The 14,939-nt window shown below is 69.1% G+C and carries 10 protein-coding genes; 8 read left to right on the top strand and 2 right to left on the bottom strand.

What is annotated here, in order from left to right:
- The first annotated feature begins 80 nt into the window (after nucleotides 1–80).
- From AB5J50_RS36545 to AB5J50_RS36560, 4 genes are all read left to right on the top strand, one after another.
- A complete protein-coding gene (locus AB5J50_RS36545) occupies nucleotides 81–1,967 on the top strand; it encodes an IucA/IucC family siderophore biosynthesis protein (RefSeq protein ID WP_369265609.1) in 1,887 nt (628 codons plus the stop codon).
- A gap of 39 nt (nucleotides 1,968–2,006) precedes the next feature.
- Nucleotides 2,007–2,909 (top strand): GNAT family N-acetyltransferase, encoded by a 903-nt coding sequence (locus AB5J50_RS36550; protein ID WP_369262796.1) that lies wholly within the window; start codon nucleotides 2,007–2,009, stop codon nucleotides 2,907–2,909.
- A gap of 168 nt (nucleotides 2,910–3,077) precedes the next feature.
- Complete coding sequence (locus AB5J50_RS36555; RefSeq protein WP_369265610.1) at nucleotides 3,078–4,958, top strand: IucA/IucC family siderophore biosynthesis protein; 1,881 nt, start codon at nucleotides 3,078–3,080, stop codon at nucleotides 4,956–4,958.
- 88 nt (nucleotides 4,959–5,046) lie between these two features.
- A complete protein-coding gene (locus AB5J50_RS36560) occupies nucleotides 5,047–7,023 on the top strand; it encodes an ATP-dependent DNA helicase (protein WP_327432204.1) in 1,977 nt (658 codons plus the stop codon).
- A gap of 622 nt (nucleotides 7,024–7,645) precedes the next feature.
- Here AB5J50_RS36560 and lexA read toward each other — a convergent pair.
- Nucleotides 7,646–8,422 carry a transcriptional repressor LexA gene (lexA, locus tag AB5J50_RS36565; protein WP_189188217.1) on the bottom strand — a complete coding sequence of 259 codons (777 nt, stop codon included), beginning with the start codon at nucleotides 8,420–8,422 and terminating at the stop codon, nucleotides 7,646–7,648.
- A gap of 519 nt (nucleotides 8,423–8,941) precedes the next feature.
- On the opposite strand from lexA, the gene nrdR reads away from it, so the two are divergent.
- The 3 genes from nrdR to AB5J50_RS36580 all read left to right on the top strand — a co-directional run bounded on the left by nrdR (nucleotide 8,942) and on the right by AB5J50_RS36580 (nucleotide 13,435).
- A complete protein-coding gene (nrdR, locus tag AB5J50_RS36570) occupies nucleotides 8,942–9,496 on the top strand; it encodes a transcriptional regulator NrdR (RefSeq protein WP_327432205.1) in 555 nt (184 codons plus the stop codon).
- A 150-nt stretch (nucleotides 9,497–9,646) separates the two neighbouring features.
- On the top strand, nucleotides 9,647–12,550 hold the full coding sequence (locus AB5J50_RS36575) for a vitamin B12-dependent ribonucleotide reductase (RefSeq protein ID WP_369262799.1): 2,904 nt from the start codon (nucleotides 9,647–9,649) through the stop codon (nucleotides 12,548–12,550).
- Nucleotides 12,551–12,745: 195 nt separating this feature from the next.
- Nucleotides 12,746–13,435 (top strand): DUF6215 domain-containing protein, encoded by a 690-nt coding sequence (locus AB5J50_RS36580; RefSeq protein ID WP_369262801.1) that lies wholly within the window; start codon nucleotides 12,746–12,748, stop codon nucleotides 13,433–13,435.
- 131 nt (nucleotides 13,436–13,566) lie between these two features.
- On the opposite strand, the gene AB5J50_RS36585 is transcribed toward AB5J50_RS36580, so the two are convergent.
- Complete coding sequence (locus AB5J50_RS36585; RefSeq protein ID WP_369262803.1) at nucleotides 13,567–14,100, bottom strand: TerD family protein; 534 nt, start codon at nucleotides 14,098–14,100, stop codon at nucleotides 13,567–13,569.
- A gap of 155 nt (nucleotides 14,101–14,255) precedes the next feature.
- Between AB5J50_RS36585 and AB5J50_RS36590 the strand changes: the two genes are divergently transcribed.
- Entirely contained in the window at nucleotides 14,256–14,861 is a 606-nt protein-coding gene (locus tag AB5J50_RS36590; protein WP_327432209.1) for a DUF4937 domain-containing protein, read from the top strand.
- The last annotated feature ends 78 nt before the right edge of the window (nucleotides 14,862–14,939 follow it).

Raw genomic sequence — 14,939 nt, forward strand, 5'->3', positions numbered from 1 at the left:
CCCCCGTACCCGACGGCCGTCCCCAGATCCACGAGCGAGCGGCCCGTGGCACGCAGACCCCGCTCGTGCCGGGCGCCGAATTGGTCCCCCGGCAGAAGGAAGGGGCCCGGGAGTCCGAGCGGCTGCGCGGCGCCACCGCCGATCTGCTGGAGCATCCCGACACGCAGACCGCGGCCCAGGTGGCGGCCGTCGAGAACCTGCTGCGGTGCTGGGTACGGGAGAACAACCTGCCCGCTCCCGACGACGGCACCCTCCGCATCCCTCTCTCCGCCAGCGGCACGACCCTCCTGACACCTGTCCACTACTGGTCCGCCACCGGCTGGCACCGCTTCGGCCTTCCCTACCTCGCCGACGCCCCTGATGAGGCGCCGCCCGCCGACGCGGTCATCGTGGCGGCATTGATCGCACGGCAAGCGGCGGCCGGCGCATCGGCAGCCACCCCCGTCGACCCGGCAGGCGCCACCGTCGACCCTCGGGCCCTCCTCAGCCCGGCTGGTGAAGGGGCCGACCTCGTCGGCCGCGTCGCCGACTCCGTCCGGCGCACCGCCGTGTTCATCCGCGACCGCAGGGAACACCCCGCCGACGAGCCCGACCTCTTTCTCGCCGCCGAGCAGGCGCTCCTGCTCGGCCACCCGCTGCACCCCACACCGAAGGGCCGAGATGGCCTTTCCGAAGCCGAAGCCAGGCTGTACTCACCCGAGTTGCGCGGCTCCTTCCCCCTGCACTGGATGGCGGTCGCCCCCTCGGTGCTGGGAGCCGACTCGGCGTGGACGGAGCGAGGTCGTCCCGTCTCGGCTGAGCAACTCACGGCACGCCTGGCCGGCAGTGGGCTGTCGTTGCCCGACGGTTTCACTGCCGCCCTGCCGCTGCACCCCTGGCAGATGCGCGAGGTCCGGCACCGTACCGAGACTGCGGCCCTGCTGGACGCCGGGCTGCTCCAGGACCTCGGCCCGCAGGGCACCCCATGGCGCCCCACCTCCTCGGTCCGCACCGTCTACCGCGCCGGCGCCCCCGCGATGCTGAAGCTGTCGCTGGGTCTGCGCATCACCAACTCCCGTCGTGAGAACCTCCGCAAGGAACTCCACCGTGGCGTGGAGGTCCACCGTCTGCTGCGCAGCGGCCTGTTCAAGCAGTGGCAGGCCGCCCACCCGGGCTTCGACATCGTCCGCGACCCGGCCTGGCTCGCCGTCAACGGTTCGGACGGCAGCCCCCTGCCCGGGCTCGACGTGATGATCCGCCACAACCCGTTCAGCCCGACGGACGACGCGTGCTGCGTCGCGGGACTGGTCTCGCCCCGGCCGCACGCCCAACCCGGCGCAGGGAACCCGGCACAGGGCCGGCCCCTCATGCGGTCCCGGCTCACCGAGATCGTCACCGGTCTCGCCGGACGCACCGGCCGCCCGCGCGGCGCCGTGGCCACCGAGTGGTTCCTGCGCTATCTGGAGCAGGTCGTACGCCCCGTGCTCTGGCTGGACAGCGAGGCCGGAATCGCTCTAGAGGCACACCAGCAGAACACCCTGCTCCTGCTGGACCCCGATGGCTGGCCCAAGGGCGGCCGCTACCGCGACAACCAGGGCTACTACTTCCGCGAGTCACGGCGCGCCGAACTCGATGCCCGGCTGCCCGGCATCGGCGAACACAGCGACACGTTCGTCTCCGACGAGGTCACTGACGAGCGCTTCGCCTACTACCTCGCGATCAACAACGTGCTCGGCCTCGTCGGCGCGTTCGGCTCCCAACGCCTCGCCGACGAAGAGCTGTTGCTCGCCGCCTTCCGGCGCTTCCTCGCCGACGTGGCCACAGGCCCGGCCCGGCTGCGCACATCCCTGCCGGCCCACCTGCTCGACTCACCCGTCCTGCGTTGCAAGGCCAACCTGCTGACCCGGCTGCACGGCCTCGACGAACTCGTCGGTCCCGTCGACACCCAGTCCGTCTACGTCACCATCTCCAACCCCCTTCATTCCTGAGGAACATGACCCACCCCGTCTCCTGAGAGGAGCGTCGCCGTGCCTCCCACCGATGCGAGCACCGACGCCGGTACCGCCCCCGTCACCGAACTCGGCACCGACACAGGGACCTGCTCGGGCCCCCGCTCGGGTCCCAGTTCGGGCCCCGGTGCGAGCACGGACAGCGAAGACACCCTTGACCTGCGCCTCCCCGACGAGCTCATCGCACTCTTCGCCGCGGAAGCCGGGGCACAGGGCAGTCCGGGTGACGCCATGGGCGACGTCACGGAAGCGGCCATGGCCGACACCACGGGACAGGCCCGGGCCCTGTGCGAAGCCTCGGGAGACCGTCGGGGCACGGCGGAGACCTCTGCCGTCGCCCTGGCCGACGACGACCTGCTCGACCGCGTCGGTGGCTGGGGGCCCACCCTCACGCCTGTGGGCGTCTTCCACCTCGTCCCCGTGTGTGTCGAGCGCGATCTCCCGCTCATCACCCGCTGGATGAACGACCCTGCCGTCGCGGAGTTCTGGGACCTGGCGGGGCCCGAGTCCGTGGCCGAGGAGCATCTGAGCCTCCAGCTCGACGGCGACGGACGCAGCGTCCCTTGCCTCGGGGTACTGGATGGCGACCCGATGAGCTACTGGGAGATCTACCGCGCGGATCTCGATCTCCTGGCTCGCCACTACCCCGCCCGACCGCACGACACCGGAATTCACCTCCTCATCGGCGGTGTCGCCCATCGCGGGCGAGGCCTCGGCTCCACCCTGCTCCGAGCCGTCGCAGACCACGTACTGGACAAGCGCCCCTCATGCGCTCGTGTCGTCGCGGAACCCGACCTTCGCAACACCCCCTCCGTCTCCGCCTTCCTGAGCGCCGGCTTCCGGTTCTCCGCCGAGGTCGATCTGCCCGACAAGCGGGCAGCCCTCATGGTCCGAGACCGGGCCCTGCGCGATCTGTTGTAGCGCCGTCACTTTTAGTACACCGCTCGTCCCGATCCGGTTCCCTGTCGAGGAGTCCCCGTGCCGAATTCATCCGCCACCCCGGCCTCCGGAGAGCAGCCCACGTTGTACGACCCACCTGAGCTGAGCAAAGACGGGTGGGAGCAGGCCGGCCGCCGCCTGCTCGCCAAGATGATCGGCGAGTTCGCGTACGAGGGAATCATCCAGCCGGAGCCGGAGCCGGAGCCGGAGCCGGAGCCGGACCTGGGGCGGGTGGAGGAGCCGGAACGGACGCTCACCCCTGCCTCCGAGCCTGCCCCTCCTCCCACCCCGTCCCCGGCTGCCTCAGTCCCGTCCGCGCGCCCGGCCTCGGTCCCGAACCCGGAGGGGAAACCGACTCCGGCCGACAGCCCCTGCGCCCCGTACACCCTCCGCCTGGACGCCGGTGGCATCCTGTCCTTCCGCGCCCGCCGTACCGCGTACGACGGTTGGCGCGTGGATCCCCACTCGCTCACTCTCACGGAGGGAGGGGCGGAGCCCCGGCCCTTCACCGACCCGGTCGGCTTCCTCACCCGTGCCCGAGGCACGTTGGAACTTGACGGAGCGACGCTCGGCCATGTCATCCGTGAGCTGAGCACCACCCTGGCCGCCGACGCGCGCCTCGGCCACAACGCCCTCGCGGCGGCCGACCTGGCCGACCTGGGATACGCGGAACTGGAAGGACACCAGACCGGGCACCCCTGGATCGTGCTGAACAAGGGCCGGCTCGGCTTCTCCGCACGAGACGCCGCCGTCTGGGCACCCGAGGCACGCCGGGCGACGGCCCTTCCGTGGATCGCGGTGCACACCACGCTCGCCACCTACCGAGGTGTGTCCGGCCTCGACACCGCCGCACACCTCTACGCGCGCGAACTCGCCCCCGCCACCAGGGAGTCGTTCGACGGATTACTCCGCGCGCGCGGGCTCACACCGGAGGCGTACCTCTATCTGCCCGTGCACCCCTGGCAGTGGGACGACGTCGTGCTGCCCCTCTTCGCACGCCATGTCGCAGCGGACGCGATCGTGCCGCTGCACTCGGACGGTGATCTGCGCCTGCCCCAGCAGTCGGTCCGTACGTTCCTCAATGTGTCGCGGCCGGACCGGCACACCGTGAAGCTCCCGCTGTCCGTCCTCAACACCCTGGTGTGGCGCGGCCTTCCTACGGAACGGACGCTCGCGGCCCCCGCCGTCACCGCCTGGATGCACGCCCTGCGCGACGCCGACTCGTTCCTGCGTGACACCTGCGGGGTGATTCTGCTCGGCGAGGTAGCCTCGGTGACCGTCGGGCATCCGGTGTACGACGCCCTCCCAGAAGTGCCCTATCAGTACAAGGAGCTACTCGGAGCGATCTGGCGCGAGCCGGTCTCCCGCCATCTGGCCCCCGGTGAACGTGCCCGCACGCTGGCCGCGCTTCTGTACACCGACCCGGAGGGCCGTGCCTTCACGGCGCAGCTGGTCGCCCGCTCGGGCCTGGCTCCGAAGGTCTGGTTGCGTCGCCTCTTCGCCGCACTCCTGCCGCCGCTGCTGCACTGCCTCTATCGATACGGCACTGTGTTCAGCCCACATGGAGAAAACGCGATCGTTGTCTTCGACGACCATGACGTACCGGTCCGGCTCGCGGTGAAGGACTTCGTGGACGACGTCAATGTGAGCGCGGAACCCCTGCCCGAGCATGCCTCCATGCCGGACGACGTACGGAACGTGCTGCTCACCGAGCCGCCCGCGTTCCTGACCCAGTTCATCCATTCTGGGCTCTTTGTCGGGGTGTTCCGCTATCTCGCACCGCTCTGCGAGGAGCAACTGGGCGTTCCGGAGGACCTTTTCTGGTCCCTCGTCCGAGCGGAGATCATTCGCCATCAGGCGCGCTTTCCCGAGCTCAAGGAGCGTTACGAGATGTTCGACCTGCTCACTCCCCGGATCGAGCGCCTGTGTCTGAACCGAAATCGGCTGCACCTCGATGGCTACCGCGACCGCCCCGAGCGCCCGCACGCCGCCGTGCAGGGCACCGTCCCGAACCCCCTCCACCAGCCTTGATCACCGGGTCCGTACTCGTCTTGATCACGTCCGTCGGCCCCACCTTGATCGCTCGATTGTCAGTGGCGCCCCGTAGGCTGGCAGCGCTATGACAAAGCCCTCACTCCCCGAACTCCTGCATGCTGCCGTAACTGCCGTCGGCGGTACGGAGCGCCCTGGCCAGGTGACCATGGCCGAAGCCGTCGCGGGCGCCATCGACGACAGCTCCCACCTTCTGGTCCAGGCGGGCACCGGCACCGGAAAGTCGCTCGGCTACCTGGTGCCGGCGCTCGCGCACGGGGAGCGCGTGGTCGTGGCGACCGCCACCCTGGCGCTGCAGCGGCAGCTCGTGGAGCGTGACCTGCCGCGCACCGTGGACGCGCTGCATCCGCTGCTGCGCCGCCGCCCCGAGTTCGCGATGCTGAAGGGCCGCTCCAACTATCTGTGCCTGCACCGCCTGCACGAGGGTGTGCCGCAGGAAGAGGAGGAGGGCCTCTTCGACCAGTTCGAGGCCGCCGCGCCCACCAGCAAGCTGGGCCAGGACCTGCTGCGGCTGCGGGAGTGGTCGGACGAGACCGAGACCGGCGACCGCGACGACCTCACGCCGGGTGTCTCCGACCGTGCCTGGGCACAGGTGTCCGTCTCGTCCCGGGAGTGCTTGGGCGCCACGAAATGCGCCTACGGAGCGGAGTGCTTCGCCGAGATGGCCCGCGAGCGCGCCAAGCTCGCCGAGGTCGTCGTCACCAACCACGCGCTGCTCGCGATCGACGCCATCGAGGGCGCGCCGGTCCTCCCGCAGCATGAGGTGCTGATCGTCGACGAGGCCCATGAGCTGGTCTCCCGGGTCACCGGCGTAGCGACCGGCGAGCTCACCCCCGGCCAGGTCAACCGAGCCGTCCGGCGCGCCGCGAAGCTCGTCAACGAGAAGGCCGCCGACCAGCTCCAGACCGCCGCCGAGGGCTTCGAGCGGCTCATGGAGCTGGCGCTGCCGGGACGACTGGAGGAGGTCCCGGAGGACCTCGGGTATGCCTTGATGGCGCTGCGCGACGCCGCCCGTACGGTGATTTCGGCACTCGGTTCCACACGCGACAAGTCCGTCCAGGACGAGGATGCGGTACGCAAGCAGGCCCTGGCCTCGGTGGAGACCGTGCACGACGTGGCGGAGCGCATCACCAACGGCTCCGAGTGGGACGTCGTCTGGTACGAGCGCCACGACCGCTTCGGCGCTTCGCTCCGCGTGGCTCCCATGAATGTGTCCGGGCTCCTCAGGGAGAAGCTTTTCGCTGACCGGTCCGTCGTGCTGACCTCCGCGACGCTGAAGCTCGGCGGCGACTTCAACGGCGTGGGGGCGTCGATGGGGCTCGCCCCGGAGGGCACGGAGGGAGAGGATCTTCCGCAATGGAAGGGCGTCGACGTCGGCTCGCCCTTCGACTACCCCAAGCAGGGCATCCTCTATGTCGCCAAGCACCTGTCGCGCCCCGCACGGGACGGTGATCGCGGGGACATGCTGGACGAGCTCACCGAGCTGATCCAGGCCGCCGGTGGCCGCACGCTCGGCCTGTTCTCCTCGATGCGGGCGGCCCAGCTCGCGGCCGAGGAGCTGCGGACGCGTATGCCCGAGTACCCGATCCTGCTGCAAGGCGAGGAGACGCTCGGCGAGCTGATCAAGAACTTCGCGGCCGATCCCAAGACCTGCCTCTTCGGCACGCTTTCGCTCTGGCAGGGCGTGGACGTCCCGGGCCCCAGCTGTCAGCTCGTCGTCATGGACAAGATCCCCTTCCCGCGCCCCGACGACCCACTGATGAGCGCCCGCCAGAAGGCGGTCGAGGACAACGGTGGCAATGGCTTCATGGCGGTGGCCGCCACCCACGCCGCGCTCCTGATGGCCCAGGGCGCCGGCCGCCTCGTACGGGCGACGGGGGACCGGGGCGTGGTCGCCGTACTCGACCAGCGCCTGGCCACGGCCCGCTACGGCAGCTATCTGAAGGCGTCCTTGCCCGACTTCTGGTACACGACGGACCGCAATCAGGTCCGCAGGTCACTCGCCGCGATCGACGAGGCGGCACGGAAGGCGGAGGACGCGTAGCGCCTGGCGGCGGGCGCGCGGGCGGCGCATTGGTCACGGGGCCGCACGGGCGGCGCGGCTCGCGGTGTCCGTGCCGACGGCGAGGGTATTCGGGCCGACGGTGAGGGTGTCGGGCCCGGTGCTGGGAGCGAGGTCATGCTTCCGGCAACGCCTTCGCCTGGGCACACCAGCTCCACCAGCCCCTGTCGGGCACCGCGCTCAAGGGTTCCCGTACGTGTTGCCGCACCGCCCCTCGCACTGCGCGGGCCGCTCCGGTGCCCGCCCGGAGGGCAACGCCGACCCCGCCAAGTCATCACCGTCTGCCAGGCGCCCCTGGCAACACTGGCTCGGAATCCCCGTGCGTCCAGGCCGCGCGCAGGACAGCGGGCCGTACGTCCCAGGCCTCCGCCAGAAAGCGCATCACCCGGATCAAGGCCCTGCCGGTATCGCACGGCGCATAGCGCGCCGAGCCCCCGGCCAGGGAGCCCGCAGCACCCATAGCCCCGGCCAGGGAAGCGCACTCCCCGTACCGAAAGCCCCCCGTCAGGAAGACGCAGAAGACGCGGCAGGGCCCCGGAACCGGCGCAGTTGGTCCCGGGGCCCGGTCAGGGGCGGGGCGGAGCGTCCCGCCCTTCGCGGGTTGTTACACCCGCCGCAGTACTGCCACGACCTTGCCGAGGATGGTCGCCTCGTCGCCGGGAATCGGCTGGTAGGCGGAGTTGTGCGGCAGCAGCCACACGTGCCCGTCCTCGCGCTTGAAGCGCTTCACCGTGGCCTCGCCGTCCAGCATCGCGGCCACGATGTCGCCGTTCTCCGCGACCGGCTGGCGGCGGACCGTCACCCAGTCCCCGTCGCAGATGGCGGCCTCGATCATCGAGTCACCGACGACCTTCAGGACGAACAGTTCGCCGTCACCGACCAGCTGGCGGGGGAGGGGGAAGACGTCCTCGACCGACTCCTCGGCGAGGATCGGGCCACCGGCGGCGATACGGCCGACGAGCGGCACGTACGACGCGGCCGGCTTGCCCGCCGTGTCAGTGGGCTGGACCGAGGACTGGTCGGAGCCCCGGACCTCGTACGCACGCGGGCGGTGCGGGTCGCGGCGCAGAAAGCCCTTGCGCTCCAATGCCATCAGCTGATGCGCGACCGAGGAGGTGCTGGACAGGCCGACCGCCTGTCCGATCTCCCGCATCGACGGCGGGTAGCCGCGCCGCTGCACGGAGTCCCTGATGACCTCGATCACCCGGCGCTGCCGGTCTGTGAGCCCCGAGCTGTCCGCGCGGATGCCTGGAGGTCGGCCTGGCAGGGAGCGCTTGGGTCCCTCATGATTCACGGCTTCGTTCATCGCATGCACCGGCTCGAGTCGGCCCTGGGAGCGGTCCTGGGCAGTGATGGTGGCACTGTCTGCGGTGGTGGTCACGTCGGCCCCTCTCGATGGTCTCCCTGCTGGACAACGGTAGTTGCTTTCGAAAGGTTGCGCCAAACACACGTTCGAGTGAAAAAGCGCGGATTGCCTGACGTGATCATGTGTCTGGGTGTATGGCTCGCGCCGCACCTGGCGGACAAAAGGACCCATTGCTGTACTCTTCACCGCCGGGGCGATGAGCGTGCCAGCAGATGTGGGCTGCGGCCCAGTCTGCCATCCGGTACCCCGTCAACCGGGTACCGACCCCCCTATCTGCACGGCCACCACGCTATCTCCGTGTGTCCGGGATCGGTATGGCCGTGCGGCACATGCCAATACGCGTGCGACACGCGCCTCGTGGGCCAATTTGCGCGCTGATCCCCACATCTAGTGGTTGGATTGCAGTAGCAGCCCAGAAGTTGTGGTCCCCCGGGTCTTCGAGCCCGCGGTCATCGCCTATGCTTGGGGCTGCTTCGAGGGACCCAAGGGGTCTCGCGAGGTCTATGAGTCGTGCTGTGAAGGAGGGTTGGAGCCATGCACTGCCCCTTCTGCAGGCACCCTGACAGCCGCGTCGTCGACAGTCGTACGACCGATGACGGCACGTCGATCCGCAGGCGCCGCCAGTGCCCCGACTGCTCCCGTCGTTTCACGACCGTGGAGACGTGCTCGCTGATGGTGGTCAAGCGCTCCGGCGTGACCGAACCCTTCAGCCGCACCAAGGTCATCAACGGGGTGCGCAAGGCATGCCAGGGGCGGCCCGTCACCGAGGACGCGCTCGCCCAGCTCGGCCAGCGGGTCGAGGAGGCGGTGCGGGCCACCGGAAGCGCCGAGCTGACCACTCACGACGTGGGGCTGGCCATACTCGGCCCGTTGCAGGAACTCGACCTCGTCGCCTATCTGCGGTTCGCGTCCGTGTACCGGGCGTTCGACTCGCTTGAGGACTTCGAGGCCGCCATCACGGAACTCAGGCAAGAGACGAGGCAGCGCCCCGCCGCGGACGAGGAAGTCGCGGACGCGGAGCGCCCGGAAAGCGACCGCGGGTCCGGAGGGGCTGTCCAAGTCCCCGTGCCCGCCAGCGCCGCCGACTGACGCGAAGGCCGACTCGGGTCGGCTGATCGGCGGCGACCACAGACCTGCTCCGCGGAGCCGCGTGAGCGGCGCGCGCAGCATCAGACACACACCGTGCCACGGGAAGAACGAGGCACTTCAGGGCGTTTTAGCCCGATACAGGGAGGCGGCATGACAGAGACGGCGAGCGGTCCGGCACGAGGTTCCCGCGCCAAGGGCGGAACCAAGGCCAGCAAGGGACTGCGCATCGAGCGCATCCACACCACCCCCGGCGTGCACCCGTACGACGAGGTGGAGTGGGAGCGCCGTGACGTCGTCATGACCAACTGGCGCGACGGCTCGATCAACTTCGAGCAGCGTGGCGTCGAGTTCCCCGGCTTCTGGTCGGTGAACGCGGTCAACATCGTCACCAGCAAGTACTTCCGAGGTGCCGTCGGCACCCCGCAGCGCGAGGTGAGCCTCAAGCAGCTCATCGACCGCATCGTGAAGACGTACCGGAAGGCCGGTGAGGACTACAAGTACTTCGCCTCGCCCGCCGACGCCGAGATCTTCGAGCACGAGCTGGCGTACGCCCTCCTGCACCAGATCTTCAGCTTCAACAGCCCGGTCTGGTTCAACGTCGGCACGCCCCAGCCCCAGCAGGTCTCCGCCTGCTTCATCCTGTCCGTCGACGACTCCATGGAGTCGATCCTCGACTGGTACAAGGAAGAGGGCATGATCTTCAAGGGCGGCTCCGGCGCCGGCCTGAACCTCTCCCGCATCCGCTCCTCCAAGGAGCTCCTCTCCTCGGGCGGCAACGCCTCGGGTCCCGTCTCCTTCATGCGCGGTGCCGACGCCTCCGCAGGAACGATCAAGTCGGGTGGCGCCACGCGTCGCGCGGCCAAGATGGTCATCCTCGACGTCGACCACCCCGACATCGAGGACTTCATCGAGACCAAGGTCAAGGAGGAGGAGAAGATCCGCGCCCTCCGTGACGCGGGCTTCGACATGGACCTGGGCGGCGACGACATCACGTCCGTCCAGTACCAGAACGCCAACAACTCGGTCCGCGTGAACGACACGTTCATGAAGGCGGTCGAGGAGGGCGGCAAGTTCGGCCTCACCTCCCGTATGACCGGCGAGGTCATCGAGGAGGTCGACGCCAAGTCGCTCTTCCGCAAGATGGCCGAGGCCGCCTGGGCCTGCGCCGACCCGGGCATCCAGTACGACGACACGATCAACCACTGGCACACGTGCCCGGAGTCCGGCCGTATCAACGGCTCGAACCCGTGCAGCGAGTACATGCACCTGGACAACACGTCCTGCAACCTCGCCTCGCTGAACCTGATGAAGTTCCTGAAGGACGACGGCAAGGGCCGCCAGTCCTTCGAGGTCGAGCGCTTCGCCAAGGTCGTCGAGCTGGTCATCACCGCGATGGACATCTCCATCTGCTTCGCGGACTTCCCGACGCAGAAGATCGGCGAGAACACCCGCGCCTTCCGTCAGCTGGGCATCGGTTACGCCAACCTCGGCGCCCTCCTGATGGCGACGGGCCACGCCTACGACTCCGACGGAGGCCGCGCCCTCGCCGGTGCCATCACCTCGCTGATGACCGGTACGTCGTACAAGCGTTCCGCCGAGCTCGCCGCGGTCGTCGGCGCCTACGACGGCTACGCCCGCAACGCGCAGCCGCACCAGCGCGTCATGAAGCAGCACTCCGACGCCAACGCCGTGGCCGTCCGCGTGGACGACCTGGACACGCCGATCTGGGCCGCCGCCACGGAGGCCTGGCAGGACGTGCTGCACCTCGGTGAGAAGAACGGCTTCCGCAACGCGCAGGCCTCGGTCATCGCCCCGACCGGCACCATCGGTCTCGCGATGTCCTGCGACACCACCGGTCTTGAGCCCGACCTCGCGCTGGTCAAGTTCAAGAAGCTGGTCGGCGGCGGCTCGATGCAGATCGTCAACGGCACCGTGCCGCAGGCCCTGCGTCGCCTGGGTTACCAGGAGGAGCAGATCGAGGCGATCGTCGCCCACATCGCCGAGAACGGCAATGTGATCGACGCGCCGAGCCTCAAGCACGAGCACTACGAAGTCTTCGATTGCGCCATGGGCGAGCGCTCCATCTCCGCGATGGGCCACGTCCGCATGATGGCCGCGATCCAGCCCTGGATCTCCGGTGCGCTCTCCAAGACGGTCAACCTGCCGGAGACGGCGACCGTCGAGGACGTCGAAGAGGTCTACTTCGAGGCGTGGAAGATGGGCGTCAAGGCGCTCGCGATCTACCGCGACAACTGCAAGGTCGGCCAGCCCCTCTCCGCGAAGACCAAGGAGAAGGAGAAGGCCGAGGTCACGGCCAAGGCCGAGGAGACCATCCGTACCGCGGTCGAGAAGGTCGTCGAGTACCGCCCGGTCCGCAAGCGCCTCCCCAAGGGCCGTCCCGGCATCACCACCTCCTTCACGGTGGGCGGCGCCGAGGGCTACATGACCGCCAACTCCTACCCGGACGACGGTCTCGGCGAGGTCTTCCTGAAGATGTCGAAGCAGGGCTCCACCCTCGCGGGCATGATGGACGCCTTCTCGATCGCCGTCTCGGTGGGTCTGCAGTACGGCGTGCCTCTGGAGACGTACGTCTCGAAGTTCACGAACATGCGCTTCGAGCCGGCCGGCATGACGGACGACCCGGACGTGCGGATGGCGCAGTCGATCGTCGACTACATCTTCCGTCGCCTGGCGCTGGACTTCCTGCCCTTCGAGACCCGCTCCGCGCTCGGCATCCACTCCGCCGAGGAGCGTCAGCGTCACCTGGAGACCGGTTCGTACGAGCCGTCTCTCGACGATGTCGACGTCGACGTCGAGGGCCTGGCCCAGTCCGCGCCCCGTGCGCAGGAGCTGAAGGCCGTCGCCGCCCCCAAGGCCGAGGTCGAGGCGGCCGAGCCCGCCCCGAAGCAGGCCCACACCAGTGCCGAACTGGTGGAGATGCAGCTGGGCATCCAGGCGGACGCCCCCCTGTGCTTCTCCTGCGGCACGAAGATGCAGCGGGCCGGTTCCTGCTACATCTGCGAAGGGTGCGGGTCGACCAGCGGTTGCAGCTGATGTCGGACGCCTGCTAGGCAGATGAACTAGCTGGTCAGGGCGGTGGAGCTGATATCCGGGCTCCACCGCCCTCTGCGTTTTCCGGCCCCGGGCACGCGCATGTACAGCAAGCCGGGGGGAATCCCATATCCCCGCGAAACGATCACCGGTTAGGCTCCCCCAGCGCGCACAGGGCGCGCACAGCGGGGTGGGGGCATGGTCGGCGATCTCGGGGAATCCAAGAAGGGCATGAGCGTAGGGGCGCAGGCCGTTGCGGCGGTGGTGCTGGTCGGAGGCCTCGCGGGTGTCCTGTGGAGGCTGCAGGAAGCGTCCAGGCAGAACGCTGCTGACGACAAGCCGGCGGTCTGCTCTGGCGGGCGCGACGCCCGGTCGTCGAAGCACGTGTCCGGAGCACAGCTGTGCGCGGCGCTGAACCGCCCGGACCTTCCGGCACTCCTTGGAACGCCGGAAGAACACGCGGAGACCGCCGGCGGCAGCAAGAGCTCGATCACCCTCGCCGGCGGCACCAAGATCGCCGCCCCCGAGGCGAACGTAGATCTGATGACCTACTCCGTGAAGCTTTCGGCGTCGTACGACCATCTCCCGGTCGCCGACACGGCCGGCTACCTGGGCGAGAGCGCTGAGAAGAAGACGGTCCTCGGTCACCCGGCGCTCCTCTACTCGGACCGGACCATCGCCCTCACCTTCAGCCTCGGCGGCGGCAAGGCCGACAGCGGCCCCGGCGGCATCGCCCGCCGCCTGCTGGTTGCCAAGAACGCGAAGGACGGCGGCGGCTCGTTCGAGATGGTCATCTGGCGCCAGGACGACGTACCGCCCGATGACGCGGCGTTGTTCCGCGTCGCCGAGAAGGTGCTGCCGACGATCCCGGGCTGGACCGCCGGCTGACGAGCCCCTCACGTCGAGCGCTCACCTGAAGCCCTGAAGGGCGGCACGGCCACCGGCCGTGCCGCCCTTCAGCGTTATCGCGTCCTAAGGAGAGGCCTGTTTCGGAAATCGGGGTCCCTAGGGAATGCGATTCAGGCTTCCGAAGGGTTGCCCATGACCCTGGCGAAGGTCACCGGGTCCGTGTCGTAGCCGTGGATGCCGGGGTGGAAAGTCCACTCTCCGGAATCGTCGCGTACGAACTCCCCGACCGTTGCGGCCGTTGCCCCCAGGACGTCCCCGAAGTTGTCCTGCGCCAGGACGGTGTAGCCCTCGCGCATGCGGAAGCCGGGATTGAGCACGCCCGCGAACGTCTTGTGGCCGGCGCGCTGTTGGATGAGGACGCCGACCACCACGCGCGCGTAGCGGCTGTTCAGGCGGTCCAGCTCCAGCGTCATGACCTCGTCCCAGCCGAAGCCCTTGCCGTCCTTGCTGTCCCGGTTCAGATAGATGGTGCCGTCCGGAGAGCGGCTGTCGAAGTGCACTACGTAGACCGGCTTTTCGTTCGGGTCGGCCGACAGATAGGTCGCCGCGATGATGTCGAGATCGGTCGCGGGCTCACCGACAGGACTCGGATCCCACTTCACCGCCAACTCGACCTTGCGGATGCCCTTGTTGAGACCGTTCACCAGATCTCCCCTCCCCGTTCCCCATGTGCTGCCTGGCCCAACTACCCTGCGATCAGGGCCGGTTGTCCATCGTGCCACGCGCGCCGGGGCGCTCGCGCGGATGTACTCCGCCGGAGCGTGACCGGCGCCACGCTCCGTGGCCTTACGATGGCGCGGTGCTGGTCAAGTGGATTCGCTGCACCGTGGTGGACCGCCGCGGTTTCGAGCGGGGGCAGCGAAAGTGGGCGGGGCTTCTGGGGGAGCCGGGTTTCCGGGGACAGGGCGGGGGATGGAGCCGGGGGCGGTCCGGCGTCGCGCACATCTTCGCCTTCTGGGAAAGCCGTGCCTTCTACGACTCCTTCATGGCCCGCTCCCACGATCGGCTCGCCGCCGCGCAGTCGGGCACTTTCAAGGACTCGCAGGTCAAGCTGTTCGATCACCGTTTCGACGTGAAAACCGGCTTCGAGCCGCGCTTCACGGACGCCGACCTGGTACGCGTGGCCCACTGCCGGATCCACGAGGAGCGGGCGGAGCACTTTGCGCTGATGCAGGAGAAGGTCTGGAACCCCGCGATGGCGGGCTCGCCCGGCATGGTGCGGGGCCTTTTCGGTGAGGCGCCCGGCCATGAGTTCCTGATCCTGTCCATGTGGCAGTCGGCCGCGGAGCACGGCAAGTACCGCGCCGAGCGAGTGGAACGCCTCGCGCTGCGCGCCCAGATCGAGGCCGACGTCGCGGCCCTTGCGGGCGACATCGTGGAACTGGAGCCCAGCTGGACGGTCTGAGGGGGCCGTCCGCGGCGGTTCCTGTGGGCAAGAACCGTGTGACCTACGCCGTATGGAGCCCGTACGAGTGCTCGATCG

Origin of the sequence: Streptomyces sp. R35 (genome assembly GCF_041053035.1) — a bacterium.
GTDB lineage: Bacteria > Actinomycetota > Actinomycetes > Streptomycetales > Streptomycetaceae > Streptomyces > Streptomyces lutosisoli.

Excerpts from the sequence above, each read along its gene's own strand:
- AB5J50_RS36560 (WP_327432204.1), top strand. The coding sequence starts at position 5,047 with ATGACAAAGCCCTCACTCCCCGAACTCCTGCATGCTGCCGTAACTGCC.
- AB5J50_RS36555 (WP_369265610.1), top strand. The coding sequence starts at position 3,078 with ATGATCGGCGAGTTCGCGTACGAGGGAATCATCCAGCCGGAGCCGGAG.
- nrdR (WP_327432205.1), top strand. The coding sequence starts at position 8,942 with ATGCACTGCCCCTTCTGCAGGCACCCTGACAGCCGCGTCGTCGACAGT.
- AB5J50_RS36580 (WP_369262801.1), top strand. The coding sequence starts at position 12,746 with ATGGTCGGCGATCTCGGGGAATCCAAGAAGGGCATGAGCGTAGGGGCG.
- AB5J50_RS36575 (WP_369262799.1), top strand. The coding sequence starts at position 9,647 with ATGACAGAGACGGCGAGCGGTCCGGCACGAGGTTCCCGCGCCAAGGGC.